Source organism: Limnofasciculus baicalensis BBK-W-15 (assembly GCF_024178385.1).
Taxonomy (GTDB): Bacteria; Cyanobacteriota; Cyanobacteriia; order Cyanobacteriales; family Coleofasciculaceae; genus Limnofasciculus; species Limnofasciculus baicalensis.
The window spans coordinates 1-17,128 of record NZ_JAMZMM010000107.1 but is presented as its reverse complement, the minus strand read 5'-3'; the positions used below and the strand labels follow the sequence as shown (position 1 = coordinate 17,128).

Sequence of the window (17,128 nt, the reverse complement as noted above, 5' to 3'; positions counted from 1 at the left end):
CGGTTTCTCAAAGAAACCGGGTTTCTGAGGCGTACTTCATAAACCTGCAATCTGCTGTATATTTCTTTGAAAAGAGGACCAAAGGCGAGAGGCTATTAATAGCCTCTCACCTCTCACCCGTCAATAACTATTCCTCCTCATCATCAAAATCATCACCGTCATCATCAAAATCACCGTCATCATCATCATCTAAGTCAGAAGGAAAATCGTTATCGCTGCCACCAAAAGCAGTAGTCTCCTCCAAACTATAACTACGAGCAGTCCGATCGTCTAGCACAACTTCCAGAGGATCATCCGGCTCTAAATCAGCCAAATCATTACTATCCCCATAGCCATAGCCAATCCCACTGCTACGATCTAAATCAGAATCTATCGGGACTAGAGCCTGCTCCTCATAGGCATTATAGCCAGTTCCAGCCGGAATCAAACGTCCGATAATCACGTTCTCCTTCAACCCCCGGAGCCAATCAGACTTCCCTTCAATCGCCGCTTCTGTAAGAACACGAGTAGTTTCTTGGAAACTCGCCGCCGAGATAAAGCTATCCGTATTCAAAGAAGCCTTCGTAATCCCCAACAGCATCGGAGTATATCTCGCAGGTGCGCCACCAGTGATAGCCATCGCCTCATTCACCGTCTCAATTTGGCGCAACTCCACCAACTCCCCAGGCAACATAGTAGTATCGCCGCCATCATCCACCCGCACCTTCGAGGTCATTTGCCGGACAATCACCTCAATATGCTTATCAGCAATATCAATCCCCTGAGACTGATACACCGACTGAACCTCATTCACCAAAAACCGCTGCGCCTCAGAAAGTCCAACCAGAGCAGCCTCATAAACTCCCTTAGTCTCCAACATGTAATTGAAGAAAACATCAAGAATCTCATGAGGATTAGCCGGACCATCCGTCAAGGCATGACCCACATCTACCCGCTGACTATCAGAAACCAGCGCATTCTGCCCAGGTCCCACCGGGTAATCAGTAATCGTGCCATCCGCATCAATCACCTTAATATCAACAGTTTCATCTTCCTCATAAATCACCTGAGTGTTACCAGGGCGTTTCGCCAAAACACAAGCCTCTTTGGGTTTCCTCGCCTCCAGTAGTTCCTCAATCCTCGGCAAACCCTGGATAATATCGCCAGTTTTCGCCCGTTCAAAAACCAGCAAGACCAAATTATCTCCCCGCTGAACCAAATCGCCATCGTCAATCTGTAGCACCGCACCTGCGGAAACCCGATAAGGGCGTGCCAAGCGCAAGGTAACAGAGTCATTAGTTACCCTTAACACCCGACCAGATTCAGGTGCGAGGTTGGAAATATGATTGCTTTTCACCTCTTCCTCAGTACCTGAGCTAGAAGACAAGGGGTCACTAGCTACCACCAAATCTCCCACCTTAACCTTCGGTTTACCACTAATTGGGACAGTAACCAAATCCGCATCCCGCATGACTAAAATGCGGCGAATCGCTTCTGCTCCTTCTCGAATCCCTCGGACTAAACCAGCATCCTTACATTGAATTTCCGTCCGCGCCACTACAGCACCTGGTTCAATCTCATCTCCATCGTTCACGAGTAGGCGGGTAGTGGTGCTACCACCCAAAGGATCTGCGACACTCTCCCGACGAATCACTAGAGATTCTAGGATCACCAATTGCAAGCGCATCTCATCTACCGCAGGTGAGAGGTTTTCTTCATCCTCATCAATCTCTACCTCTTGCCCAGTTGCAGCCAACTCATCGGCAGGTACATGGACTAACTCAATATCAGCAGAAAGTTGAGAGCTGCCTGTATGGTCGCTACTAACCTCCTGAGTCATTTCTAGCACTAACTGAGTCCGGAGTAATTCAACCCCCTCAACTGACTTGACTCGTTCCCCATCTTTGTAAGGTAAGCGCTGAATTGCCCGGAGTTCGATATGGGTTCCTCGCGGTTGTCCGAGTTCACCAGGCCCGGCGGTGGCAGAAAGTTCCATCTCACCTGGACTTTTAATCTCTCGACTATTAATAGAAGCTTGAGAAGGGACATCCGGGCGATCTGGTACGGGAAACTCAATAGTGGGTCTCAGTAATACCGCCATCCCTTCCGGCGTTTCTACTATTTCCCCATACAAGAGCTTATCTACTACTAATCCTGGTACAACTTCTGTACCAGGGTAGAGGAGTTGCCCCTCATTGAGCAAGTTTACTGGCGGTTCATCAAGGAGGTGCAATTCCCCAGGCTTAATCGCAATTTCTCGTAAAATGTCATTTTTCTGGACTACTTCCACAATCCCCGCTGACTGACAGAAGATATCCTTCACTACCTCCGCCCCAGCTTCTACATATTGACCATCCTCTACCAAGAGCAGAGAAATATCTTTATTCACCTCATGGCATTCTTCAGGAATCCAGAGGAGAGTACCTCCTTTGGTGACTTCATAACCCTGCTTCGCTTTACCCCGTTTAGCGACTTCCACGCCAGCATACTTGAGGATGCCTCCTGTATGGGTATGATAGCGATCGTCAATTAATTCAGCCACTACTTGATTGTTCAACACCTTTGTTCCTGGTGTTGCTTTCAGCAAAAAGCGCTGATTATTTGTGGTGTGAATTGCATACTGTTCCCGTCCCCCATGTCCTTCTATCCTGACAGAAGCTTGGTCCAGTAAGACTGAGGCGGTGATAATATCAATTTCTCGCCGCCCTGGAGTTAGTCGTACTACTCCACCATTCAGGGTGACTAATTTGGTTTCTGCTAAAACAGTAGCGGGCTGAACTTTGTCGCCATTTTTCACCACGGGTTCCGCCCCTGGTGGCAGGTTATAGACTTCCCCAGATAAAATCCACAGTAAACCACCCCGTTGGGCAATCCGAGTGGTATTCCCCTGACGGTCAGTTTTTTCTTCTGGAATCATATCAGCAAATAAAACTTCCCCAGCTAAACCACTGGTTACGTCTTTGGCTGCTTTTTCGGTAGATAAGCGAGATTTACCTAAAGCTACTTCTGCTAAAAGCTGGCCAGCTTTAACTTCTTGCCCATCAACAACCATGAGGAGAGAACCCGGCGTGACAGGAAATACCTGAGATTCTGCTCCTTTTTCTTTGGTTTCAACAATCAAATCTCCTGCCACTTCCACCTGCTCTCGTTCATCCCCATGACGGGTTCGGACACCCCGCGTCCGCAGTTTTTTGCCAAACCGCACCACGCCTGCAAAGGGAGATGGAATTAACCGGGCTACTTCCCCAGTAAAAACCCCCCCCGTATGGAATGTCCGCATGGTAAGCTGAGTACCCGGTTCGCCAATAGATTGAGCGGCAATAATTCCTACTGCTTCACCCAAATCTACTATTTTCCCATGGGCTAGACTCCACCCATAGCAACACTGACAGACGGAACGAGCGGCTTCACAGGTGAGGGGGGAACGGACTACTACTTGTTCTACTTTTGCTTTGCCAATTATTCTGGCTAATTCATTAGAAATATCTTGATTGCGAGTAGCAAGTACTTCTCCTGTCTTAGGGTGAAGTACTTGTTGGGCTAATACTCTTCCTAATAATCTATCGGCTAAAGGAATCAAAACGCGATCGCCATCTGTCATCGCCCGGACAGTTACTCCCCGCGTTGTGCCGCAATCATGTTCGCGGACAATGACATCCTGAGCCACATCCACGAGACGGCGGGTAAGATAACCCGAGTCAGCGGTACGGAGGGCGGTATCAACTAAACCTTTACGGGCACCGTAACTAGAAATAATATATTCAGTTACAGTTAATCCTTCTCGGAAATTAGTCTTAATTGGTAAGTCAATAATTTCCCCTTGAGGATCTGCCATCAAGCCCCGCATTCCTACTAATTGGCGCACTTGAGACAAGTTTCCTCTTGCCCCAGAAAAAGCCATCATATAGACTGAATTGAGCGGATCTGTGGATTTGAAATGTACCACCACTTCATCCTTCAGAGATTCAGAAGTACTATTCCAAGTATCAATTACTTTTTGGAACCGTTCTACCTCAGTAATTTCTCCTCTGCTGTAACGAGCTTCTGTATAGCGAATTTCTTCTTCAGCATCTTCGAGCATTTGCTTTTTCTTTGGTGGCACTAATAAGTCATCAATACTAATAGAAACCCCTGCTCTGGTAGCAAAGCGGAATCCCAATTCCTTTAGTTTGTCAGCCACCTGAGCGCTCCGAGTACTGCCATACTTCGTAAAAGCCCAAGCGATTAGCTTCTTGAGCTGACCTTTATCGACAACCCGGTTGTAAAAAGTCATTTCTTTTGTCATTGTCGTTTGTTGTTAGTTGTTGGTCGTTTGTTGTTGGTCGTTTGTTGTTAGTTGTTAGTTGTTAGTTCTTTGTTGTTAGTTCTTTGTTGTTAGTTGTTGTTTGTTGTTTGTTGTTTGTTGTTAGTTGTTTGTCGTTGGCAATGGTCTGAACAAGGGGCTGCTGAACAACCAATAACCAATAACAAACAACCAATAACTAACTCATCAAAGCTTCTTGAATCGCCTTGTTGTAAATCATCCGACCAGGGGTAGTGTAAATATATTGAGAAATTAACCGCCCATCAGCCGTTTCTCTGATTCGGCGATCGCTGTATATTGTTGTCACTGTCCCGTCACTAGATGTCTCCTTAGAAATAAGTGTTTCCTCTGAATTTTCTGTCTCCATATAGCCATCAAACCGCACCCAGACTAAGGCATGTAACTCTACTTGCTTTTGATCGTAAGCTCTGATAGCGTCATCTAATGAGCCGAAATAATGACCAGCGCCTTTAGTAGCATTGGGGTTATATGCGGTTAAGTAATAACAACCCAAAACCATATCCTGAGATGGTGCAACAATGGGGCGACCTGTAGCTGGGGATAAAATATTATTAGATGCCAACATCAGGAGTCTGGCTTCAGCTTGGGATTCCAAAGATAACGGCACATGAACCGCCATTTGGTCACCATCAAAGTCAGCATTGAAGGCAGGACAAACTAAAGGATGAAGTTGAATTGCCCTTCCTTCTACCAAAATTGGCTCAAAAGCTTGAATCCCTAATCGGTGCAAAGTTGGGGCGCGGTTCAGCATTACTGGATGTCCAGCAATCACATCTTCTAACACATCCCACACATTTGCATCCCCTCTTTGAATCAGCTTTTTAGCAGCTTTGATATTATTAACTAATCCTTGAGAAATCAGTCGATGAATCACAAATGGTTGAAATAATTCAATTGCCATTTCACGGGGCAAACCGCACTGATGGATTTTCAGTTTTGGTCCGACTACAATAACTGAACGTCCAGAATAATCTACCCGTTTTCCTAGCAGATTTTGCCGGAATCGTCCCTGTTTTCCCTCAATAATATCGGATAAAGATTTAAGGGCACGATTATTAGCACCCACCACTGTCCGTCCCCGCCTGCCGTTATCAATTAAGGCATCAACGGCTTCCTGTAGCATTCGCTTTTCGTTCCGAACAATAATTTCAGGAGCCAGAATTTCCTGGAGACGTGCCAATCGATTATTACGATTAATCACCCGTCGATAGAGATCGTTCAAATCCGAAGTAGCAAAACGTCCGCCATCTAATTGCACCATTGGACGCAAATCAGGGGGAATCACTGGGATTACAGTAAGTACCATCCAATCTGGTTGAGAACCTGTGGCGATGAAGTTATCAATAACTCGCAGACGCTTAATCAGTTTTGCTCTTTTTTGTCCCTTGGCTGTGGCAATTTCTTCCCGCAGTTTTTCGGCTTCTGTATCCAAATCGAGCTTTTGCAATAAACATTGCAATGCTTCTGCGCCAATCCCTACTTCAACATCATGAAGTTCTGAATCTTCGCTATAGATTTGCTCCTCAATTTCCAACCATTGATCTTCTGTTAGAAGCTGTTTATAATTCAAGTTCCCCGCATTACCGGGATTGAGAACAACGTAGGCATTGAAATAGACAATTTGCTCCACATCCCGCAGCGGCATATCTAACAGAATGCTCAGGTAACTGGGGATACCTTTGAGATACCAAACATGAGCTACCGGAGCCGCTAATTTGATAAAACCCATCCGGTGGCGGCGGACTCGTGATTCGGTAACTTCTACACCACAGCGTTCGCAAACAATCCCGCGATGACGAACTCGCTTATATTTGCCACAATGACATTCCCAGTCTTTCGCAGGACCAAAAATCCGTTCGCAGAAAAGCCCATCCATTTCGGGTTTCAGCGTCCGGTAGTTAATAGTTTCTGGTTTAGTAACTTCGCCTACTACTTGATTGTTAGGCAGTGTTCGCTCTCCCCATTGCCGAATCCGCTCTGGTGAAGCGATGCCGATTTTAACGTAATCAAACCGAGTTTCTTGTTGCTGTCTCATTTGTTGTTTGTTGTTTGTTGTTTGTTGTCTGTTATTTGTTGTTTGTTATTTGTTGTTTGTTATTTGTTATTTGTTTACGATTGGCTCTAGAGCAATTTCTTGTCGATTGTTTGACCTATAATATATGTCTTGCTTGTTACATTTATCGCTGGTTTTTCCAACAATCTACTCTAGAGCCGAACGCTAACAACTAACAACCAAAAACCAACAACTAACAACAAATAACCAAGAACTAAACCTCATCTTCTTCAAATTCCTCACTCCGAAGAGATTCATAGGTAGGACGACTAGGAGTACGACGGTTAGCCGCATCAGCCATTAAATCCACTTCCACATCACGACTACTGCCATCTTCTGCGGTTTCCACCTTATGAACAGCAATATCCAACCCCAAAGACTGAAGTTCCCGCATTAAAACCTTGAAAGACTCAGGAGTACCAGGGCGAGGAATAGCCTTACCTTTAACAATGGCATTGAGAGCTTCATTCCGTCCCTGCATATCATCAGACTTGACAGTCAACAATTCCTGGAGTGTATAAGCAGCACCAAAAGCTTCCAGTGCCCAGACTTCCATTTCTCCGAACCGCTGACCACCTTGCTGGGCTTTACCACCAAGAGGTTGCTGTGTAACGAGGGAGTATGGACCTGTAGAACGGGCGTGAATCTTATCATCTACCAAGTGGACTAGTTTCAGCATGTAGGCGATACCCACAGTAATAGGGCGGTCAAAAGCTTCCCCGGTGCGCCCGTCAAATACAGTGATTTTCCCAGGATGTTCTGGGTTAAATACCCATTCTTTGTCTGGTTCATTGCGGGCGAGGTCTAGTTTGCCATGGACGGTTGTGCGGGAGGCTTCTTTCCCGTACATTTCGTCAAAGGGAATCATTTTAAAGCGCAGTCCCAAGTTTTCCCCTGCCCAACCAAGTAAGCATTCAAAAACTTGACCGACGTTCATCCGGCTAGGTACACCTAGGGGATTGAGTACGATGTCCAGAGGTGTGCCATCAGGGAGGTAGGGCATATCTTCTGGAGGTAATATCCGGGAAATAATCCCTTTATTCCCGTGGCGGCCAGCCATTTTGTCTCCCACCTGAATTTTCCGCTTCTGGGCGACATAGACACGGACTACCATGTTCGCACCTGGGGGGAGTTCATCTCCTTGTTCGCGGGTGAAGAGGCGGACATCCACTACCCGTCCTTTTTCGCCGTTGGGGACGCGGAGGGAGTTATCTCGGACATCGCGGGCTTTTTCCCCGAAGATAGCGCGGAGGAGTTTCTCTTCTGGAGGTTGGTCTGATTCACCTTTGGGGGTGACTTTCCCCACTAAAATATCTCCAGCCTCTACCCAAGCGCCGATGCGGATAATGCCATTTTCATCTAGTTGACGGAGGGCATCTTCACCAACGTTAGGAATTTCTCTGGTGATTTCTTCTGGCCCTAGTTTGGTTTGTCGGGCTTCAATCTCGTATTTTTCGATGTGAATACTCGTGTAAACATCATCGAAAACCAACCTTTCACTAATCAGAATCGCATCCTCATAGTTATATCCTTCCCATGGCATGTAGGCGACTAAAATATTTTGACCTAATGCTAATTCACCCCCCTCAGTCGCGGAACCATCAGCAATAATTTGTCCAGCAACTACTTCATCTCCTATATAGACTAGGGGGCGCTGGTTAAGGCAAGTATCTTGGTTACTCCGCTGATATTTTTGAATTTGATATTCAACCTCCACAGGGATTTGGGACTGAGGGCTAGGAGTGAAGGAGCCAGAATTTAAAAGATCTTCTTCTATGACTTCTGGTTCTGGTACTGTAGAACGAACGCGAATTTTGGTTGCGTCTACATAACTGATTTCCCCATCAAACCTTGTGATAATTACCATCCCAGAGTCTCTTGCAGCTTGGGCTTCTAATCCTGTCCCTACTAGTGGACGTTCTGGTCGCAGAAGGGGGACTGCTTGGCGCTGCATGTTTGATCCCATCAGGGCACGGTTAGCATCGTCGTGTTCGAGGAAGGGGATCAGAGAGGTAGCAACAGAAATAATTTGGACGGGGGATACCGCTACATAGTCTACTTGGTCTGGAGTGGTGGTGGTGAAGTCTTGGCGATAGCGAACTGGAACCACATCTCCCAAGATATAACCATTTTCATCCATGGGAATATCCCCCGGGGCAACCCGCAGGTCGTCTTCCTCGTCGGCTGTCATGTAGAGGGGGGGTTGGCTTTTGTTAACCCGCCCATTGGCTACCGGATAGAAGGGGGTTTCGATGAATCCATAGGAGTTGACGCGGGCGTGGGTGGCCAAAGAACCAATTAGTCCGGCGTTTGGTCCTTCTGGAGTCTCGATGGGGCAGATTCGTCCGTAATGGGAGGGATGGATGTCTCGCACTGCAAACCCTGCTCTTTCTCGGGTTAATCCTCCAGGACCTAGGGCAGAAAGTCGCCGTTTGTGGGTTAATTCTGCCAGAGGATTGGTTTGGTCCATAAACTGAGACAGTTGAGATGACCCAAAAAATTCTTTAACAGCAGCCACCAAAGGTTTGGGGTTAACCAATGAAGCAGGGGTTAAAGTTTCGGAGTCCGATACAGTCATCCGTTCCCGAATGATTCTCTCCAAACGGTTTAAACCTACCCTGACTTGATTTTGTAGTAGTTCCCCTACACTCCGCACCCGACGGTTCCCGAGGTGGTCGATGTCGTCGGTTTGTCCGATGTCGAATTCTAGGTTAATTAGGTAGTCGATGGCGGCAAGGATATCTTGGGATGTTAGTACCCGCATGGTGTCGGGGACATTTAACCGCAGTTTTCGGTTAATTTTGTAACGACCCACCCGACCGAGATCGTAACGTTTTGGGTCAAAGAAGCGGGAGTCTAAAAGTTGTTGACCGCCACTGACAGTGGGAGGTTCCCCAGGACGGAGCTTGCGATAGAGTTCCATTAAGGCTTCTTCTTCGCTGGGGTTTCCCTCTTTTTCTAGAGTTTTTTGATAATAATCTGGGTGGCGCAGCGCGTCGAGGATTTCGCTATCAGAAAGTCCCAGGGCTTTCAAGAGTACTTGGGCTGAGAGTTTCCGGGTTTTATCGATTCTCACCCAGACTAAATCGTTTTTATCCGTTTCAAATTTTAACCATGCTCCTCGGTTGGGGATGAGGGAGGCGGAGTAGGTACGTCGTCCGTTTTTGTCTATTTCTGATTTGTAGTAGACACCGGGGCTGCGGACGATTTGGTTGACGATGACTCGTTCGGCTCCATTGATAATAAATGTGCCTCTGTCTGTCATTAGGGGTAAGTCGCCGATGAAGACTTCTTGTTCTTTTATTTCTCCGGTTTCTTTGTTGATGAGGCGGGTGGGGACGTACATTTGGACTGCGTAGGTGCTGTCTCGCCGTTTGGCTTCATCGACATCGTATTTGGGTTGTTTGAGTTTGTAGTTTTTGCCGAGGAAGTGTAGTTCTAGTTTGCCTGTGTAGTCGGTGATGGGGGAAAAGCTGTTAAGTTCTTCGATTAGCCCTTCTTCTAGGAACCAGCGGAAGCTGGAACGTTGAATTTCAACTAGGTCGGGCAACATGTAGTTAGGGGCGGTGCTTGTCTGATTAGTCATCTGTTTCCTTTTTAACGAGTGAGTCGAGCTGAAGTGTGAAGTATGAAGTATGAATTATGAAGGATGAAGGATGAACCAGTTTTTAGATACTTTTCATCTTTTCTCTTTCCTCTTTACGCATATCAGCTATCAGCCAGTTTTTTTTCTGTAGGACTTAGGCAACACCTCTATCTCTAGGGTGCTTTATGCTTTACTAACAGACTATTGCCACTATATTTCATCTAGCTGGACGAGTCCGGATCTGGTAATAGTTCTCCCCTATTCAGGTCAATACCATCACATAAAATTAAGAGAGCAAGAGTATTTCTGACGGCTCTGTTTTGAACCATTGGAGCATATATCAGCAATTGGGATTGTTTGTTAAGAAAATGACTACTGTTGATTAATCCTCCTGTCTGGTTACGATTTACGAGTAAATGACTACTAGCTCAAAGGACAAGGTAAGATATCCTCAATGAATTAAAACTTTTTTACTGAGAATGGTAATTAATTGAAATGTTTCTGGAGCTGACTTATTTCTGATTGGTTTGCTTCTGAGGGATCTGGCAGGGTAAACCCAAACAGCCGACAGGCATTTTGGGTTGTTTCTTTGGCTAGGGTTTCCAGTGGAACATTGCGCAGACGGGCAACGAACTCGGCTACATGGTAAACGTAGGCGGGTTCGTTTCGTTTGCCGCGTTTGGGAACAGGTGCCAGGAAAGGGCAATCTGTTTCGATTAGGAGGCGATCTTCTGGCACCATTTTCGCTGATTCTTGAATGGCGATCGCGTTTTTAAAGGTGACTACGCCGCTAAAACTGATGTAAAAGCCCAAATCTAAAAACCATTGTGTCTCTTGGGGATTCCCTGCCCAACAGTGCATTACTCCTTTTACTGATCCATATTGATGCCAAAATTCCTGCAACATATCTCTCATTGCTTCGGCAGCATCACGGCAGTGGATAATAACTGGCAAATCCAGCTTTTTTGCGATCGCTAATTGGGCTTCAAATACCATTTTCTGGTGTTCCCGGTTTTGGGCTTTGAAGAAATCCAACCCCATTTCCCCTATCGCCACTACTTTGGTGTTAGAAGAGGCTAAGGAAAAAATCTCGTCTGCCATATTGGGAGTCCATTTTTTCGCATCCAGAGGATGTAACCCAACCGCAAACGAGAGTTCAGGAAATCTAGCCGCTAATGCTTGAATTCCTGGAAATTCTTTGGGTTCTACACAGGAATGGACTAGCCTCACCACGCCGACTTCTTGCCAGCGCGATCTTACTTGCTCCAAATCTGACTGGAACACATCAAAGTTGATATGGACGTGAGTGTCTATCAACTGCATCGGTTCGCTTACAGCTCTCCTATGTAACCATAACTCCCACCACACCCCTACGACTGTGGTGTACTTTTCCTCTACTCTAGCGTAGATCTCTCTACAACAGAGTATTTTAAAGCGGACTCATCAGCAGCTTGATTAAGGAAGCCTTTATGAAGCCGCTGCATTTTCCGATGACTGATTAATTCGGGCATTAACTTGTTTAAGCCGTTTGGACAGACGAGACTTCTGACGAGCGCCATTATTGGCATGTAGGATGCCCCGCTTGACCGCTTTATCAATTTTGCTGTAGGCTTGGGCCATACTTTTTTGCGCTTCCTGCAATGATTCAGAACTGGGTTGACGGGAGTAAGCGTCTACGGCTGCGATATATTTCTTGATCCAGGTCTTCGCGGCAGACCGATAGGCTTTGTTCCGAACTCGGTTACGTTCGGCGATTTCGACACGTTTGACGGCAGATTTGTTATTGGCCACAGGAGTCTTCTGGGAAAAATTGTTAACGATTACTATAAAATAACAGAACAACTACTATAACATCTATTTGAAAACTATCGCGAGCCTACAAAAATCCAGGTTAAGCTAGAGAAGATAGTCCGAGAGTGGATCTGGTTTTCTCAACAGAGGCACCTGAAACCCCGGTCTCGTGACGGGTAATACCTAAGGATAGGCACACCGACTCCATGCTGCGAATAATTACTCAGCAGGCTGAGGCAACAACTGAACTGCGGCGGATCTGCGATCGCACCTCCCAAGAGGAAATTCTTCACAAAGAGGCAACGGTGCGGGAAGTCTTACAGGCTGTAAAACGCCAGGGAGACAAAGCCCTCCTGCACTACACCGAAGAATTCGACAACCAGATCTTAACGCCCGAACAACTGCGCGTGAGTGGCTCAGAATTGGATGCAGCTTACCAGCAAATATCTAAGGAACTCCTTGATGCCATTCAGTTAGCGGCGCGGCAAGTTGAGGCATTTCACCGACAGCGCGTCCCCAAATCATGGGTACAGTTTGGGGACGATGATGTAGTTCTAGGGAAGCGCTACACGCCCGTAGACAGGGCGGGGCTATACGTGCCGGGAGGGAGAGCATCCTATCCCAGTACCGTGTTAATGAATGCCATCCCCGCTAAGGTGGCTAAAGTCCCTCGGATTGTCATGGTTACTCCACCTGGTCCCCACAAAAAGATTAATCCGGCTGTCCTTGTGGCTGCCCAAGAAGCTGGCGTTACTGAAATTTATCGTGTCGGTGGCGCTCAGGCGATTGCGGCTTTAGCTTATGGGACTGAAACTATTCCCAAAGTTAACCTGATTACTGGACCGGGTAATATTTATGTCACCCTAGCTAAAAAACTGATTTACGGCTCTGTTGGGATTGACTCCCTAGCCGGACCATCTGAGGTGTTGATTATTGCCGATAGCTCTGCCAACCCAGTATATGTGGCGGCTGATATGTTAGCCCAGGCAGAACACGATCCGATGGCGGCGGCAATTCTCTTAACTACTGATACCCAACTGGCGAAAAAAGTACAGCTAGAAGTGGAACGACAACTCCACAATCATCCGCGACGCTTACTTACCGAAAAAGCGATCGCTCATTACGGTTTAATTGCGATCGTTGATTCCTTGGAGACAGCAGCGGAACTCTCCAACGAGTTTGCCCCCGAACACCTGGAGTTGGAAATTGCTGAACCTTGGGATTTAGTGGAAAAAATCCGCCATGCTGGGGCGATTTTCCTGGGGACATCAACCCCTGAAGCGGTGGGAGATTATCTGGCTGGTCCCAATCACACCCTCCCGACATCGGGTGCTGCTCGATACGCTTCTGCTCTGAGTGTGGAGACTTTTATGAAGCACTCTAGTCTGATCCAGTATTCGCATACAGCGCTTAACAAAGTGGCAGGAGCAATCCAGATTCTGACGGAAGCGGAAGGGTTACCATCTCATGGGGACTCGGTGCTATTCCGAACTCAAGGATATCCTGATGATTAGCAGGGTTGATTTGTTGTTTGTTGTTTGTTGTTTGTGATTAGTTGTTTGTTAGCTTGGGAAACAACGAACAACTAGCGGTGACAGGCAAGATGCCTGTCTTACTAGAACGAATAACTAGCTGTGATAGGCAAGATGCCTGTCCCACAACAACGAACAACGAATAACTAACAACGAATAACTAACAACGGAAAACGGACAGGAGATATTTTGGTGCTAAAGACGATTATTGTGGCTCTCGATAGTTCAGAACTTTCTCAACAGGTGATCCAAACCCTGGATCGTCTACAAATACAACCAGCCACCAAAATTATCCTTTGTCAGGTGATTCCCACAGCAGAGTCAGAAGAGGAAATCTCTGTCGATCGACCGCATAATTCTGAGGATATTCTTTATCAAGAAATTGAAAGACAGCTCCAATCTTACCAAGCTAATCTTCCCTGTAAAAGCGAAATCGAAATCGTTAATGGTGAACCAGCCGAGGAAATTGTTCGCCTTGCTCATATTCACCATGCTGATTTAATTGCAATCGGTAGTAGGGGACTCACGGGTGTCAAGCGAATTATACAAGGCTCAGTTAGCAGTCAAGTGGTGACTGATGCGCCCTGTTCCGTACTGGTTATTAAACCATCTTTTTAAATTTGATAGGTTAAGATTTTACTAAATTTTCATGAGCGATCCAAGTGAAGATGCCCAACAGTCTAGTCCCGATCTTTCTCCAGATAATGAAAACCAGCCTTTAAAGTCAGAAACTGATTGCAGTAGTGATGATTCTGAATGGATTGAGGAAGAGACAAATCCACCTATCAATGTTGTATCTGGGAGAAAAATACCTATGACATCTCCCTACACCAAGGCTCCTTTGGCGATGGTGGAAACGGCTTTTCTGGCCAGTACTGCGAGCTTAATTTGGTTGATTAATTATTATTTTCCCCTCGGTCCGGTACTGCGGATATTTTTTCCGATTCCAATTGCATTAGTCTACCTACGTTGGGGAAATAGGGCATCCTGGATGGCTGCGTTGGTTTCTGGGTTGCTCCTGTCGGTGCTGCAAGGACCAGCGCGTAGTCTTCTGTTTACGATCCCTTTTGGGTTTATGGGTGTTCAGTTGGGAGCGTTATGGAGACGGAAGGCTGGGTGGCTTTTATCGATTAGCTTGGGCACGTTACTGGCTACGCTGGGAGTGTTTTTTCGGTTTTGGCTACTGTCGCTGATGTTGAACGAAGATTTGTGGGTTTATATTCTGACTCAAATTACCCAATTGGTGGAATGGGCGTTTGTTAAGCTAGGGTTGCTGATTGAGCCGAGTTTAGGTTTGATTGAGGCGATCGCAGTTATTACTATTATTCTTAATAATGCTGTTTATTTGTTTGTAGTCCATCTTGTTGCTTTACTGATGTTCGATAGGTTGGGTAACCCGATTCCTCGTCCACCGGAGTGGGTGCAAGTTTTGTTGGATTATGAAGAGTGACATCTAAAGAAAACTGTTAAGAAATATCAGCCATGACTCAAGCTCCTTCAAAAAAAACTGAAGATCGAGTAACTGTAAATTCTCCAGTCTGGCAAAAACTAGAACAAATTGCTGAACAATTTAACTTGTCTGTTTCAAAGCTATTGGAAAACATAGCCAATGGTCAACTTAAAGTTGTTGGTGTTCAAGGCAATCTAGAAATATTGAGCGATGGAGATATTGCCAATTTTTTTATTTGGTTAGGAGCGCAAACAAATGTAGAAATAAATGCTTATAAGCTACAAAAACTTCTGTATTACGCTCAAGCTTGGCATTTGGGCATTTATGGAACGCCGCTCTTTAAGTCAGATTTTCAAGCCTGGGTTCACGGACCTATTATTCCGGCTTGATTAGAGCGATATACAAACCAATTCAGTTGGGAACCACTTGCGGAAAATATCGAACAGCCGAAACTTACCAATCGTATTTGGGAATTTCTAGAAGAGGTTGCTGAGGCATATTTTGAGTATGATGATGAAACTTTAGAAAGAATGGTTTGCAGTGAGACACCGTGGCTAGAAGCAAGAGGAAATCTGCCGAGAGATGAATCTTGTCATACCATTATTTCTCAAGAATCGATGAAAAAATATTATTCTGCCCGTGTCAAAATCACTTTGTTCTCTAAATAATAATATAAGTGCAACTATGCCGCGATCGACTCAAATTATTCTACCAGTGTTTCAATATAAGACCTAATTAACGGAACCTGAAACTCAAGATTTCCATTATTATGACTGATGATTTCAGCTTGAACTAGTTTATTAATAATTAACTTATCTGGAGAATCTACTATGCCATGTTGGGCTAAGTTTCTTAAGATTATTTTCTCTCTCTCTGACAGGTATTGCCAGAATTCTAAAAAATAGCCTTGACCTTGCTCAAAGACTTGAGAGACAACATCTTGTACATCTTGAATTGTTGCTTTGCGGAAAATTTTACTTTGGCGTAAATCTCGGTTGAGATGATCGACAATGGAGGAACAGATAAGCTGGATTAGATAGGGTTGTCCGTTGGTAAAATATAAAATTTGATCTACGGCATCGGGTTCGTAAATATCTCGAAAGTTGGGAACAGGTTGCTGAATCAGTTCGCGGGCTTCGGATTTTTGGAGGTAGGTGAGGTGTAGTGTGCGAGTGCCGATTAAACAATCACTCCAATAGGGCTTGAGTTCATTGAGTCGGTGAGAACCGCTAAAGAGTAAAATCCATTTATGGCGATGCTGCATTACATGGCGCAGAAAATTTAGCAAAGTGTGGCTATTGGTGGTTTCAATAACTTCTTCAAACCGTTCAAATTCATCTAGACAAAGCAATAAGCGCTTATTGCCGATCTTATTTTCAACCTGAATCATCCACTGCTGAAGTCCAGCAAAAGGGTCCTTGCTGATAGCATCGGAATTGGCATTGGGAAGGATAAGATTGCGGGCAGTGACTGCGCTAGATTTGATCTGATCCACTAGGGAATTTACAATATTTTCATAGCTGGTAAAACTGGCTATGTTCTGTACGTCAACAAAAAGGGGAATTAAATCACCACCCACTTTTTCAGGTAGGTAGTTTAGTGCCGAGGTTTTACCAGATCTTCTTCTGCCGTATAGTAAAAATACGGGCGGTTGGGCAGATAGAGAAATGTCTTCAATTGCCCGAAAAATATCTTGGCGACCTTTGAAACGTTCTTTGGCATCATTAGGAAGGAGGGCGTTACCTGCTAGGTAAACGTTGGGGATTTCCGGAGAGTTGGCGGCTTCCTCTTCTAGTGTCTTGCGGCTATCTTGGAGAATCTGTAACCATTTGTTGGTAATGCTGCCAAATAAAGGGGCATCTTTGGCTAATTCACCTGTTGCTAAATTCCGCTGTAGTTTGCTTAGTTCAGTAATGGGCTGTTCTAGGAGTTCTACTTTACGGTAGGGCGTAGTCCCATCGCAAGCGGCGCGAATGCTAGCTGCAATGTCTAGGAGACGGAGTAAGGCGGGACTGAAATCTTCGGAATTACGGGGTATCCAGTTGAGATTGTCAACGGTGCTAGTAATATCGGTGACGTAGCGGCATTGGCTGAGGGTATTGATAGCAATCCCTCCCATGGCGCGGAGGGCAACTTTTTGCTGGTTGGTGAAGGTGATGAGATAGTCGATAGTGTTTTGGGCGGCGCTAGGATTGGTATCGTAGGCATTGATGATAAAATCATCGAGAAATGGTAGGGGGAGATAGATGAGTTGGTCGAAGTAAGGTGGTAAACGGCGGAGAACAGAGGCAGCTTGAGTTGGGGGAGTGACACGAAATAGGATCGCCACCCAAATCAATTCTGGTAGCCAAAAATATACCCGCAAAACGCCTAAAACCAACGCGACACCGAACGCGACACCGAACGCGACACC

General features: G+C 45.8%; 10 protein-coding genes. 4 read left to right on the top strand and 6 right to left on the bottom strand.

Annotated elements, in window-relative coordinates; all coding sequences use genetic code 11:
* Positions 1 to 127: 127 nt before the first annotated feature.
* The 5 genes from NJ959_RS12635 to rpsT all read right to left on the bottom strand — a co-directional run bounded on the left by NJ959_RS12635 (position 128) and on the right by rpsT (position 11,733).
* Positions 128 to 4,264 (bottom strand): DNA-directed RNA polymerase subunit beta', encoded by a 4,137-nt coding sequence (locus NJ959_RS12635; protein WP_254012111.1) that lies wholly within the window; start codon positions 4,262 to 4,264, stop codon positions 128 to 130.
* A gap of 196 nt (positions 4,265 to 4,460) precedes the next feature.
* A complete protein-coding gene (locus NJ959_RS12630; RefSeq protein WP_254012110.1) occupies positions 4,461 to 6,338 on the bottom strand; it encodes a DNA-directed RNA polymerase subunit gamma in 1,878 nt (625 codons plus the stop codon).
* Positions 6,339 to 6,570: 232 nt separating this feature from the next.
* Positions 6,571 to 9,942 (bottom strand): DNA-directed RNA polymerase subunit beta, encoded by a 3,372-nt coding sequence (gene rpoB / locus NJ959_RS12625; RefSeq protein WP_254012109.1) that lies wholly within the window; start codon positions 9,940 to 9,942, stop codon positions 6,571 to 6,573.
* Positions 9,943 to 10,428: 486 nt separating this feature from the next.
* Positions 10,429 to 11,265, bottom strand: a complete 837-nt coding sequence (locus NJ959_RS12620) for a TatD family hydrolase (protein WP_254012108.1) — start codon at positions 11,263 to 11,265, stop codon at positions 10,429 to 10,431.
* Between the two features lie 144 nt (positions 11,266 to 11,409).
* Positions 11,410 to 11,733, bottom strand: a complete 324-nt coding sequence (gene rpsT, locus NJ959_RS12615; RefSeq protein ID WP_254012107.1) for a 30S ribosomal protein S20 — start codon at positions 11,731 to 11,733, stop codon at positions 11,410 to 11,412.
* A 206-nt stretch (positions 11,734 to 11,939) separates the two neighbouring features.
* Here rpsT and hisD point away from each other — a divergent pair, with 206 nt between their 5' ends.
* The 4 genes from hisD to NJ959_RS12595 all read left to right on the top strand — a co-directional run bounded on the left by hisD (position 11,940) and on the right by NJ959_RS12595 (position 15,104).
* On the top strand, positions 11,940 to 13,247 hold the full coding sequence (gene hisD / locus NJ959_RS12610; RefSeq protein ID WP_254012106.1) for a histidinol dehydrogenase: 1,308 nt from the start codon (positions 11,940 to 11,942) through the stop codon (positions 13,245 to 13,247).
* 210 nt (positions 13,248 to 13,457) lie between these two features.
* Positions 13,458 to 13,883: a universal stress protein gene (locus NJ959_RS12605; RefSeq protein WP_254012105.1), complete on the top strand. Its 426-nt coding sequence runs from the start codon at positions 13,458 to 13,460 to the stop codon at positions 13,881 to 13,883.
* A gap of 31 nt (positions 13,884 to 13,914) precedes the next feature.
* Entirely contained in the window at positions 13,915 to 14,715 is an 801-nt protein-coding gene (locus NJ959_RS12600) for a DUF2232 domain-containing protein (RefSeq protein WP_254012104.1), read from the top strand.
* Between the two features lie 32 nt (positions 14,716 to 14,747).
* Positions 14,748 to 15,104, top strand: a complete 357-nt coding sequence (locus tag NJ959_RS12595) for a Panacea domain-containing protein (RefSeq protein WP_254012103.1) — start codon at positions 14,748 to 14,750, stop codon at positions 15,102 to 15,104.
* A gap of 314 nt (positions 15,105 to 15,418) precedes the next feature.
* On the opposite strand, the gene NJ959_RS12590 is transcribed toward NJ959_RS12595, so the two are convergent.
* Positions 15,419 to 17,128: AAA family ATPase (locus tag NJ959_RS12590; protein WP_254012102.1), on the bottom strand; the 1,710-nt coding region annotated here is incomplete at its 5' end.